Raw genomic sequence first — 10,682 nt, forward strand, 5'->3', positions numbered from 1 at the left:
CAAGCCCAACGCCACGCTCGTGGCCTATGCCGCAACCAAGGGTGCGATCCAGAACATGTCGGGCGGCATGGCGCAGCTGCTGGCCGAAAAGGGCATCCGCGTGAACTGCGTGGCGCCGGGTCCGTTCTGGACGCCGCTGATTCCCTCGACGCTGCCGCCCGACCGCGTGAAAAACTTCGGCCTGCAGACGCCGATGAAGCGCCCCGGTCAGCCGGCCGAGTTGCAGGCGGTGTACGTGCTGCTGGCCTCCGACCAGGCGAGCTACATCTCGGGCGCGACGGTGGCCGTGACGGGCGGCGTGCCCTTCATCTGAGCGGCGGTGGGCTGTTGTGAGGAGGGCGGTGCCCGGCGCCGTCGCCCAGGGCCTTCACGCGCTGCCGCCGGCGCGGCAGCCACGCGCCCACGCGCGACACCCAGCGCAGCACATGAAAGACGAGGAAGCTGCCCAGCGGCGGCCATCGGTTCCACAGCGGCAGCGTGTCCCGGCGCACGGGCTCGCAGTGGGTTTCCAGTGTCGCGAGCCGCGCGGCCACTTCGGCATTGAACGACCGGCTGACCACGACCACGTTGGCTTCCATGTTGAGCGCCAGGCTCAGCGGGTCGAGGTTGCTCGAGCCGATGGTGGCCCAGCCATCGTCCACGATCGCGATCTTGCCGTGCATGGGCCGGGCGCAGTACTCGTGCACCTCGACGCCCGCGCGCAGCAGGTGGCCGTAGAGCAGGCGCGCGGCAAAGCGCACCGATTTCATGTCGGGCATGCCCTGCAGGAACAGCTTGACCTCCACGCCGCGCCCGGCCGCGCGGCACAGGTCGCGAAAGAGGCGGTAGCCCGGAAAGAAGTAGGCATTGGCGATGCACACGCGCGAGCGTGCGGTGCGAATGGCCTCCCGGTAGATCTTCTCGATGCCGTCGGGCGAGGCCTTGTCGTCGCGGGCCGCGAACAGCACGGCGGCGGTGCCGGCGGCCGAACCGGGTGAGCCGGCGCTGCTGTCGATGCCCGCCGTGCGCGCCATGAACGCGTGGATGCGCGCGACGATCGGCCCGTGCAGTTCCACCGCGTAGTCCTGCTTGGCCATCTCGCCGAAGTCCAGCATCTGGTCGGCGCAGAAGTTGATGCCGCCCACGAAGGCCACGGCGTCGTCCACCACCACCAGCTTGCGGTGCATGCGCCGCAGCAGGTTCAGCCGCTGGCCGAACAGGGAGCGGCCAGGGTCGAAGATGCGCACCTGCACGCCGGCGCCGGTGAGCCGGCCGAGGAAGCGCTCCGAGAGCCCGGGCGAGCCGAAACCGTCGATGGTGAGCACCGTGCGCACGCCGCGCCCCGCGCAGGCGCACAGCGCGTCGCACAGGGCGTTGCCCACCTTGTCTTCCTCAAGGATGAAGGTCTCCAGCAAGGCCACGTGCCGGGCCTGCGCCAGCGCTTCGAAGACGCTGGGAAAGAACGCGTCGCCGTTCTCCAGCAGGCGCGCCGCGTTGCCGTGCGTCCAGTCCGAGCGCTTCATGTCGGGCGTCCTGTGGTTCAGTGGTGGTGCTTGAAGTACTGCACCTCGCGCTCGTGCCGCTCGGCATCTTCGCGCGAGTCGAAGGTGCCCAGGTTGCGGCGCTTGCCCGTCTGCGGATCGACCTTGCGGGCGTAGAGGCGGTATTGGCCGGAAGCGAGTTTGCGGATCATCGGAAAGCTCCTTTCGCAGGGTTCGTTGAACGGATAGCGCCGAACTTCTTTCTTCTTCGCCGGCGCCGTGGGGTCGGTTCAACGCTAGCGCGCCGGCACCGCCGCCGTGTCAGGCCGCGCACCGGCTGCGGGTCGGACGTGGCGGACGCGGCAGGCACCGCTGTTGCGAGTTGTTGCGGCCTGCGCCGTGCGCCGCCATGCGGGTACGGAGCTTTCCTACGTCGTTTTTCTTGCGGCCGTTTCATCGTGCGATCTCCGTTCCTTTCATCATTCCTTCAACCCATGGAGCCCCACGATGCCCACGACCCGACGCAATGATCCCGATGCCTGCAGCTTTCTCGACACCGACCACCGCCACGTGAAGAAGATGTTCAAGGCGTACGGCGAACTGGCTGAATCGCGCGCCGCCTCTGCAGAACAGAAGAAGCGCGAGCTGGCCAACGAGATCTGCATGGAACTCAAGGTCCACACGCAGATCGAGGAAGAAATCTTCTACCCCGCGCTGCGCGCGGCCATCAAGGAGACCGACCTGCTCGACGAAGCCGAGGTGGAACACGCCAGCGCCAAGGAACTCATCGCGCAGATCCTGGACGCCACCGAGATCGACGAGAAGTTCGACGCCAAGGTGATCGTGCTGGGCGAGTACATCGACCACCACGTGAAGGAAGAGCGCAACGAGATCTTCGTGAAGGCACGCGCGGCGCGCGGCCTTGACCTCGTGGGCATGCGCGAGCAACTGGCGCAGCGCAAGGAAGAGCTCATGGAAGAACTCGGCGCGATGGCCTGAGACCGCGTGCTGTCGAGGGGGAGCGCGCGCCAACGACAGCATCCACGACAGCGTCCGGCGTGGCCAGCGGGCGCTGTCGCAGTAAGCCTGCAATGCGTGCCACGTCATCCCCGGCGCCACGGGCTCGTCGCCGCACGGGGGACCGTCGCTGGCCAGTATCGCGCGGCGCGACATCATCGTCCGGAAGCTCGCCAACACGCGCGAACACATGGTGCGATGGCTGCGCCACACATACCGTAGATCCGCTTCGCTCATGCCCGAGATGGGCATGAGCGAAGCGGACGCGCGCGACATCGCGGCCTACCTTGCGACGCTGGATTGAACGCTCAGGCCACGCTGCCTTGACCCACGGCCCACGACGGGCAGGGTCAATGCCCCGGCATTTGAGTAACGCCCGGCGGCGAACTATTCTGGAAGTGCCATGACAGCCGCCCTCGCCAACCTGGGTCTGCCTGAAGGCTGGAGTTGCTGGCTCGAACTGCAGCAGACCGCCGAGGGCGCCTACGCGGGCAAGGCAGAACTGCGCGAGGGTCCCGCCCAGCGGTGCGTGCTCGTCATTGCCCAGCAGCCCAGCCGTGAAGTCGCGCTCGAGCGGCTGAAGTTTCGCGCGGAGTATTTCATCCAGGAGTGGGCCGTGCGGCAACGCCTGGGGACGGCGCCGCCGTGTTGAGCCCACGCTACTGTTGCGGGCATGGCACGCGCTGATGCGCGCCCGCCACACGGTTTGGCGGCGGCTGTGACCAATCGCGGCAATATCGTTACGGCCTGTTGATCGCGGCGCACACGCCGCGTTTTTGGCGCCACGCGCCGGCGGACGGCTTCATCGGCTCGCGCGTTCCGCCGCGCCTGCGGTCTCCCGAGACAAACGCGATTCCGCGGCGTTCCGGCGTGCCGACACCTCCCGCCCGTGTCAACCCCCCGACGCAGCAAAACCAATGTAGGACTTCGCCCGGTCCGGGGCCGAAAAGTAGATGTGAAGTTCGCACATATTGTTTCTCCCGGAAGCAGCTCGCGCCGCGCTTTGGGCGTAACTTTATTGCACCGCAGCACGAGAAATCGAAGGCGCGGACCTGCGATCGGGCAGGGGTGCGTCAAGACTTTTTTTGCTTCATCTGAGGGCATGCCGGACATGGCAGGCCATCGACGTTTTCAAGAGGTGGCTATGCGAGTGCTCAGATCCAATCCTTCTCCATCGAAACCGGGCCGACAGCCCGCCAGGCCGCATGCGCGTGCCGGGCGCGGCCGGCGCCGGCGCCAGCGAGGCGCCCTCGTTCCCAAGCTGGCGGGCTATGTGCTGCTGGCCTTCGTGCTGTGGCTGATGGTCGCCACGCTGGTCGAGCCGCTGATGTCCTCGCAGGCCACGCGCGCCGTGCTGCAGGCGCCGGTCGGCATCGTCACGTCGCCGATCAACGGTGTGGTGACGCAGATGGCGGTGCGCTCGCGCGACGCGGTGGCCCCCGGCACGCTCGTGGCCACGGTGCGCAACCCGACCGTCAGCCAGGAGATCCTCACCACGCTGACCACGCAGCGCCTCGGCTTGCAGAGCCAGCTGGCGCAGCTGGGCAACCAGTACAAGTCCGACAACCAGGAGATGCGCTCCATCGGCCAGCAGGCGCAGGTAACCCGGCAGGCCTCGCTGGCGCAGACCTGGGATGCCTGGGAGATCGCGCAGCGCCAGCGCGACGTCGCGCACAGCATGGTGGCCGAGCAGGAGAACAAGGTGCGCACCAACGAAGCGCTGCTGAAAGAGGGCGCCATCAGCGAACAGGTGATGAACGCGGCCGAGGCCCAGCTGAGCACCGCGCGCGCCGCCGCGGCGGTGGCCGAGCAGGCCTTCGCGGGGCAGGCGCAGACCGTGGCGAGCGCGGGCCAGGGCGCCTTCGTGGGCACCGGGGGCAACAGCATGTTCCAGACGCTCGCCAGCCGGCGCGAAGCGCTGCGCAACAGCACCGACCGCGCGCGCCAGGACGGCACTGCGATCTACAAGCAGCTCAAGGAGATCTCGCAGCTCGAGGAAGAAGAGCGTCGCCGCGTCGAAAAGCTCGCCGCCTACGAAGTCAAGGCGACCCAGCCCGGCATGGTGCACACGGTGCTGACGCCCGAGGGCGCGTACGTCACGGCGGGTGCGTCGCTGGTGCGCGTGACCGACTGCAGCCGCATCGGCGTCGTCGCCGTGTTTCCCGCGCGGCTGGCCAAGCGCCTGAGCGTCGGCTCGATGCTCGATGTGAAGGTGGCGGAGAACGTCGCGGTGCCGGCGCGCGTCGAGCAGCTGCTGCCCGTGGCCTCCGATGCGCTGCAGAGCACGTACAGCGTGCCCTTCCCCTTTGCCGAGCAGGGCTCGATCTACGCCGTGGCGCGCATCGAGGCGGCCGAGCCGCCGCAGTCCGCAGACGGAAGCCGCCAGACCTTGTGCGTGCCGGGCAAGGTGGTGTCGGCCAGCTTGGCCAAGGCCTGAGCGCACAGCAGCTGAGAACGTCATGCCGATTCCTGTTTCGTTCGTCCGAGGGGCGCGCTGCGCCGTTGCATCGATCGCGCTTGCCGGCGCTGCGGCGGCTGCTGCGCCTTCGCCCGGCGCCACGCAGCAGGCCCTTGCGCGCGACAGTTGCGACGGGCTGCGGCGCGCCGTCACGCAGGACCAGGGCAGCGCGGCATCGGGGCCGCTGTTCCTGACCAGCTACCGCCCGGCGAATGCGCCCGGCGAGCCGCCGTTCGAGCCCGCGCTGGCGGGCGCCGGCTTCACCTACGACAACGCGCTGGCCGGCATCGCGCTGCTCGCGTGCGGCGACCGCGCTGCTGCACGGCGCATCGGCGATGCCGTGGTGCGTGCCGTGGCGCACGACCAGTCGATGCCCGACGGCCGCGTGCGCAACGCCTACCGCGCGGGGCCGGTCACCGAGGAAAAGCCCGCGCTGCCCGGCCGCTGGGACGCGGGGCGCAAGCAGTGGATCGCCGATGCGTACCAGGTCAGCACCGCCACCGGCAACGTGGCCTGGGCTGCGCTGCTGCTGCTGAACCTGCACCAGGCCGAGCCGACGCCCGCCTACCTGGCGACTGCGCGCCGGCTGCTGGCCTGGACCGAGCAGAACACGCGCGCCAAGAATGGGCCCGACGGCTACAACGGCGGGCGCCATGGATGGGACAACGCCCAGCGCGCGCAGACCTGGAAGTCCACCGAGCACAACCTGGACATCGCCATGGCGGCGGCGTGGGCCGCACGGGCCGTGCGCGCCGAGGGCCAGCCCGACGCGGCGGAGCAAAGGCAGGCGCGCACCGCGCTCGATTTCGTGGGCCGCATGTGGAACCCGTCGGAGCAGCGCTTCCACATCGGCACCAAGGAGGATGGCGCGACCGTCTCCACCGAAGGCTCCGGCCTCGACGCGCAGCTGTGGCCCTTGCTCGCGGCGCCCGAGGGCTCGTGCGCGTGGGGTCGCAGCCTCGACTGGGTGGAGAAGCACCACCGCTCCGGCGCGGGCTACGGTTTCTCGCGCGAGCCCGACGGCATCTGGACCGAAGGCAGCGCGCAGGCCGCTGCCACGCTGGTGGCCCGCAAGGGCGCCGCGCCCGAGGCGCTGTGGCAGCTGCTCGCCTCGCAGCGTGCCGGCAACGGCCTGTACTACGCCACGCCGAGCGCGCGCATCTCCACCGGCCTGGCCATCGGCCCCGATTCGACCGGTGCCGATTTCTTCTACTACCGCTGGCCGCACCTCGGCGCGACCGCCTGGATCGCCCTGGCCGCCACGGGTTTCAACCCCTTCACCGGCAAGACCATTGCCTCGGGAGCCGTTCCATCATGTCCAGCCTGATCGCCACTCCGGAATTCCAGCTCAACGCACTGGTCGGGGGGCTCGCCTTGCTCCTCATGTCCTGGGCCAAAGTCGAGCGCATCACCCACCGCGTGCTGTTCGGCGCGCTGACCGCGCTGCTGCTGCTGCGCTACGCCGTCTGGCGCATCGTGGCCACGATGCCGCCGTCGGACCTGGGCTTTGAAACCCTGTTCGCCTGGGTGTTCCTGTGCTTCGAGCTGACGGCCATCGTCTACACGCTGATGTCGATCCACATGCTCATGCGGCGCCGCGACAACCGCGCGCAGGCCGACCGGGGCGAGGCCGCGTTGCGCGCTCGCGGTGACGATGTGCCGGCCGTCGATGTCTTCATCTGCACCTACAACGAAGAGCTGGCCGTGCTCGAGAAAACCATCATCGCCGCGCAGGCCATCGACTACCCGCGGCTGAACGTCTGGGTGCTCGACGACACGCGGCGCGACTGGCTGCGCGAGTATTGCGAGCGCCGCGGCGTGCACTACGCACGGCGGCCCGACAACAGCCACGCCAAGGCCGGCAACCTCAACAACGGCCTGCGCCTGTCCGCGGGCGTGACCGATGCGCCGTTCATCCTCGTGCTCGACGCCGACTTCGCGCCGCAGCGCCAGATCGTCTACCGCATGCTCGGCCTGTTCGAGGACAAGCGCGTGGGGCTGGTGCAGACGCCGCAGTTCTATTACAACGCCGACCCCATCCAGCACAACCTGCGCGCCACCGACAGCTGGGTCGACGAGCAGCGCGTGTTCTTCGACGTGCTGCAGCCCGCGAAGGACGCGGTCGATTCGGCCTTCTGCGTGGGCACCTCGTTCATCGTGCGACGCGACGCGATCACCGAGGCGGGCGGGTTCCCGGTCGGCAGCGTGTGCGAAGACATCCACACCACCTACCTGCTGCTGCGCCGGGGCCGCATCACGCGCTGGCTGGGCGAGCGGCTGTCGAACGGCTTGTCGGCCGAGAGCATCATCGACTACATCAACCAGCGCAGCCGCTGGTGCCTGGGCACCGTGCAGCTCGCGCTGCTGCCCAACGGTCCCTTGCTCGGCCGCGGCTACAGCCTGTCGGCGCGGCTGCACTTCGTGCACGGGCTGCTGCATTGGCTGGGCAAGCCGTTCATGGTGCTGATCCTGCTGGCGCCGGCGCTGTATTGGTATGCCGGTGTCTCGGCCTTCCATGCGACGCCGCAGGCCTTTGCCGCCTACGGCCTGCCGTCGCTCATGATGTTCTGGGCCTACAGCTACTGGATCAGCCAGCGGCGCTGCCTGCCGGTGTTCAGCGAGGTGAGCCAGCTGGTGGCGGCGATGGCCGTGAGCGGCACGCTGGCCCGCGCGATGCTGAAGCCCTTCGGCCATCCGTTCAAGGTGACGGCCAAGGGGCTCGATCGCTCGCGCACGGTGGTGCACTGGAAGCTGGTGGGCGTCTTCGGCGGCCTGCTCGTGGCGCTGCAGGGCGCGGCCGCGATGGCGGCGCTGAGCGGCGCGGCGCTGACGCCGGGCGACCAGCTCAACCTCGTGTGGACCGGCATCGCGCTGGTGCTGTGCCTGGGCGCGCTCATGGCCTGCGTCGATCTGCCGCGCCCGCAGCAGGAAGAGCGCTTTCCCTGGCGCGCACTGACACGGGTGCGCACGGCGGCGGGCGAGGGCGAGTCGCGCTTCGTCAACATCGCGACCGACGGCGCACTGCTCGAAGGCCGGGGCCTGCTGAAGCGCCTGCGCGTCGGGCAGCCGCTGGAGGTGCATGTCGAGCCCATCGGCTGGCTGTCGGCCCACCTCGCCGCGCGCGGCAGGGCGGGCGCCGAGTTGAAGTTCGCCGCCACCGAGGCGCAGCGGGAACACCTCGTGCGCCACGTCTTCAACGTGCCGCCGAGCCACGTGGCGGTGCAGGTGCGGCCCTGGCAGGCGGCTTCGGCCCTGATGGCGAGCGCGGGGATTCGCGCCCCGGGCGCGGGCTTTGCGCGCCTGTCGCTGCGCCTGCTGCTGGCGGTGCTGGCCGTGTGCATCGTGCTGGTGACGACCGGCTGCAACCTCACGCCGCCGCTCAAGGAACCCGACCTCACGGTGCCGACGCAATGGCCGGCCGGCGCCACGGCGCCCAGCGCGCAGCCCGTGGACTGGCGCAGCTTCGTGCAGGACGAGGAGCTGCGCGGCCTGATCGCCACGGCGCTCGACAACAACCGCGACCTGCGCGTCTATGCCGCGAAGGCCCGCGAGGCGCGCGCCACCTATGCCGGCAGCCGCGCCTCGCTGTTCCCGCAGGTGGGTCTGTCGGCGCACGGCCAGCGGGCGCAGACCACGCCGCAGGGCTCGCTCAGCCCGGTCGGCAACCTGCCGTCGGACGGGCGCGTGTCGAACAGCTTCGACATCCAGGCGGGCGTGATGTCGTACGAGCTGGACTTCTTCGGTCGCCAGCAAAGCGCTGCGCAGCAAAGCGGCGCACTCGCCGAGGCCGGCGACAAGGACCACGCGGCCGCGCGCATGAACCTGGTGGGCGAGGTGTCGAACGCCTACCTCACGCTGCGCGCCGACCGCGCCTTGCTCGCCCTGGCCATGGCCAACGAGACCGCGCTGAACGCCAACGCCGACATGATCGGGCGCGCCCGCGCCGTCGGCGGCGCCGCGCAGCTCGACGTGTACCGGGTGCAGTCGCTGCTGCAGAACGCGCGCGTGCGTCAGGAGGAATACCGCATGCGTGTCGCGCAGGACCTGCAGTGGCTCAACGTGCTGGTCGGCCGCCCCGTGCCGCCCGAGACGGGCAGCACACGGCCCTGGCCGGAGAACTCGACGGCGCAGGTCGCGGCCGGGTTGCCGTCGAGCCTGCTGCAGCGCCGGCCGGACCTGCTCGCGGCCTATGCGCGCGTCGAGGCCGCCAACTCGGGCGTGGGCGCGGCCAAGGCCGCGATGCTGCCGACCATCTCGCTCACGGCGCTGGCCGGCGGTGTCAGCAAGGAGCTGTCGACCTTGCTCGACAGCGGCAACAGCAGCTGGGCCGGCGTGCTGGGCGTGTCGCTGCCGATCTTCGACTGGGGCCGGCGCTCCGCCAACGTCAGCGCCAACCAGGAGCGGCTGGCCGCCGCGATGGCCGGGTACGAATCCGCGGCGCAGGTGGCTTTTCGCGAGGTGGCCCACGCGCTGATCGCCGGCGACCACCTGCAGCCGCAGCTGGAGGCGCAACAGGCGCGCGTGCAGGTGCTCGAGAAGGTGGCCGGCATCTCGCGCACGCGTTATCGCAGCGGCATGGAAGACTACTTCTCGAGCCAGGATGCGCAGCGCGAGCTCTACACCGGGCAGCAGCAGCTCATCGAACTGCAGCTGAAGGCGGCGGTGAACACCGTGAACCTGTACAAGGCGCTCGGCGGGGGCTGGGGCAGCGCGTAGGGCGGGCGAGACCCCGCGCCTGCGCTCAGACCGGCGCGAGTTTTCCTGGCGACTGCTGCGCCAGCGACACCGCCAGAAAATCGACAAAGGCGCGCACCCGCGCCGCGAGCTGGTGGCGCGGCGGGTACACCGCGTAGATGTCGGCATCGGGCGTCTGGTATTGCCGCAGCACCTGCACCAGGCGGCCGCTGCGCAGGTAACGGGCAATGTCCCATTCGGCGCGCATCAGGATGCCGTGGCCTTCGAGCGTCCAGTTCACGGCGATCTCGCCGTCATTCGTGGTCAGCGTGCCTCGTGTCTTGACCGCATGCGTCGTCGCGTTCTTGCCCTGGCCCTTGGACAGGCGCCAGAGCCCGTGCGCCTCTTCGCCCTGGCGGATGCCGATGCAGTTGTGCCGCGTCAGGTCGTCGGGCACCTTGGGCGTGCCGTGTTTCGCCAGGTAGGCCGGTGCGGCGCACAGCAGGCGCCGGTTGGCCACCAGGCGCCGCGCAATCACCCGCGAATCGGGCGGCGCGCCGAAGCGCACGCAGACGTCGAAGGCATCGTCGGTCAGGGGCGGCGGGTTGACCGACAGCTGCAGCTGCACCTCGACCTCGGGGTACTTGTGCGCGAACTTCGAGATCATCGGCGCAACATGGCTGCGCCCGAACCCCAGCGTGGCGTTGACGCGCAAGAGGCCCTTCGGCACGGCCCGCGAAACACCGAGCAGTTCACCCATGCTCTCGATGTCGGCCAGGATGCGCCGCGCGTGCTCGAGGTAGAGCTCGCCCTCGGGCGTGAGGCTCATGCGCCGGGTCGAGCGAACGACGAGGTTCACGCGCAGCCGCGCTTCCATCTGCGACAGGTGCTTGCTCACCGCCGACGTGGTGATGCCGAGCTCACGCCCCGCCGCGCTGAGGCTGCCGGCCGCGGCCAGCGTCGAAAAAAAGCCGAGGTCCGTCGGGTTGATCTCACTGGCCATGCGGGCTCATTGTTGAATTGAAGTTAACGAAGCTTTGACTCTAGGCGCGATGTCGCGGGCTGTCGAGTTC

The 10,682-nt window shown here is 69.5% G+C and carries 9 protein-coding genes and 1 pseudogene; 7 read left to right on the top strand and 3 right to left on the bottom strand.

The genetic code is table 11. The annotated features are described in order from the left end of the window. Positions 1–313 (top strand): SDR family oxidoreductase (locus tag AAG801_RS36275; protein WP_341892779.1); only part of this gene is annotated, 313 nt, incomplete at its 5' end. Here the strand turns inward: AAG801_RS36275 and clsB are convergent. Together clsB and AAG801_RS36285 are read right to left on the bottom strand one after the other, a co-directional pair. After that, a complete protein-coding gene (clsB, locus tag AAG801_RS36280) occupies positions 306–1,502 on the bottom strand; it encodes a cardiolipin synthase ClsB (RefSeq protein WP_341892780.1) in 1,197 nt (398 codons plus the stop codon). The genes AAG801_RS36275 and clsB overlap by 8 nt on opposite strands. Before the next feature lie 17 nt (positions 1,503–1,519). Then, positions 1,520–1,672 carry a hypothetical protein gene (locus tag AAG801_RS36285; RefSeq protein WP_341892781.1) on the bottom strand — a complete coding sequence of 51 codons (153 nt, stop codon included), beginning with the start codon at positions 1,670–1,672 and terminating at the stop codon, positions 1,520–1,522. A 295-nt stretch (positions 1,673–1,967) separates the two neighbouring features. Here AAG801_RS36285 and AAG801_RS36290 point away from each other — a divergent pair, with 295 nt between their 5' ends. The 6 genes and pseudogenes from AAG801_RS36290 to AAG801_RS36315 all read left to right on the top strand — a co-directional run bounded on the left by AAG801_RS36290 (position 1,968) and on the right by AAG801_RS36315 (position 9,651). Next, entirely contained in the window at positions 1,968–2,459 is a 492-nt protein-coding gene (locus tag AAG801_RS36290) for a hemerythrin domain-containing protein (RefSeq protein ID WP_341892782.1), read from the top strand. Between the two features lie 100 nt (positions 2,460–2,559). Continuing rightward, positions 2,560–2,781 (top strand): annotated as a pseudogene (locus AAG801_RS36295) (cytochrome C); the annotation flags it as partial. Between the two features lie 99 nt (positions 2,782–2,880). Further along, the gene (locus tag AAG801_RS36300; protein WP_101493910.1) at positions 2,881–3,129 is read left to right on the top strand and encodes a hypothetical protein; all 249 of its coding nucleotides are present in this window, start codon (positions 2,881–2,883) and stop codon (positions 3,127–3,129) included. A gap of 621 nt (positions 3,130–3,750) precedes the next feature. Then, positions 3,751–4,914: an HlyD family efflux transporter periplasmic adaptor subunit gene (locus AAG801_RS36305; protein WP_341892783.1), complete on the top strand. Its 1,164-nt coding sequence runs from the start codon at positions 3,751–3,753 to the stop codon at positions 4,912–4,914. A gap of 22 nt (positions 4,915–4,936) precedes the next feature. Then, positions 4,937–6,262, top strand: coding sequence for a hypothetical protein (locus AAG801_RS36310; protein WP_341892784.1), 1,326 nt, complete (start codon positions 4,937–4,939; stop codon positions 6,260–6,262). Beyond that, positions 6,250–9,651: an efflux transporter outer membrane subunit gene (locus tag AAG801_RS36315; RefSeq protein WP_341892785.1), complete on the top strand. Its 3,402-nt coding sequence runs from the start codon at positions 6,250–6,252 to the stop codon at positions 9,649–9,651. Before AAG801_RS36310 ends, AAG801_RS36315 begins: the two co-directional genes overlap by 13 nt. Positions 9,652–9,676: 25 nt before the next feature. Here the strand turns inward: AAG801_RS36315 and AAG801_RS36320 are convergent, their stop codons facing one another. Then, positions 9,677–10,612, bottom strand: a complete 936-nt coding sequence (locus tag AAG801_RS36320; RefSeq protein ID WP_341892786.1) for a LysR substrate-binding domain-containing protein — start codon at positions 10,610–10,612, stop codon at positions 9,677–9,679. Positions 10,613–10,682 lie beyond the last annotated feature (70 nt).

It is taken from the genome of Variovorax sp. YR752, from assembly GCF_943372545.1.

Bases quoted from the DNA above. Each gene is read 5' to 3' on its own strand.
- clsB (WP_341892780.1), bottom strand. From the start codon at position 1,502: ATGAAGCGCTCGGACTGGACGCACGGCAACGCGGCGCGCCTGCTGGAG.
- AAG801_RS36285 (WP_341892781.1), bottom strand. From the start codon at position 1,672: ATGATCCGCAAACTCGCTTCCGGCCAATACCGCCTCTACGCCCGCAAG.
- AAG801_RS36290 (WP_341892782.1), top strand. From the start codon at position 1,968: ATGCCCACGACCCGACGCAATGATCCCGATGCCTGCAGCTTTCTCGAC.
- AAG801_RS36300 (WP_101493910.1), top strand. From the start codon at position 2,881: ATGACAGCCGCCCTCGCCAACCTGGGTCTGCCTGAAGGCTGGAGTTGC.
- AAG801_RS36310 (WP_341892784.1), top strand. From the start codon at position 4,937: ATGCCGATTCCTGTTTCGTTCGTCCGAGGGGCGCGCTGCGCCGTTGCA.
- AAG801_RS36315 (WP_341892785.1), top strand. From the start codon at position 6,250: ATGTCCAGCCTGATCGCCACTCCGGAATTCCAGCTCAACGCACTGGTC.
- AAG801_RS36320 (WP_341892786.1), bottom strand. From the start codon at position 10,612: ATGGCCAGTGAGATCAACCCGACGGACCTCGGCTTTTTTTCGACGCTG.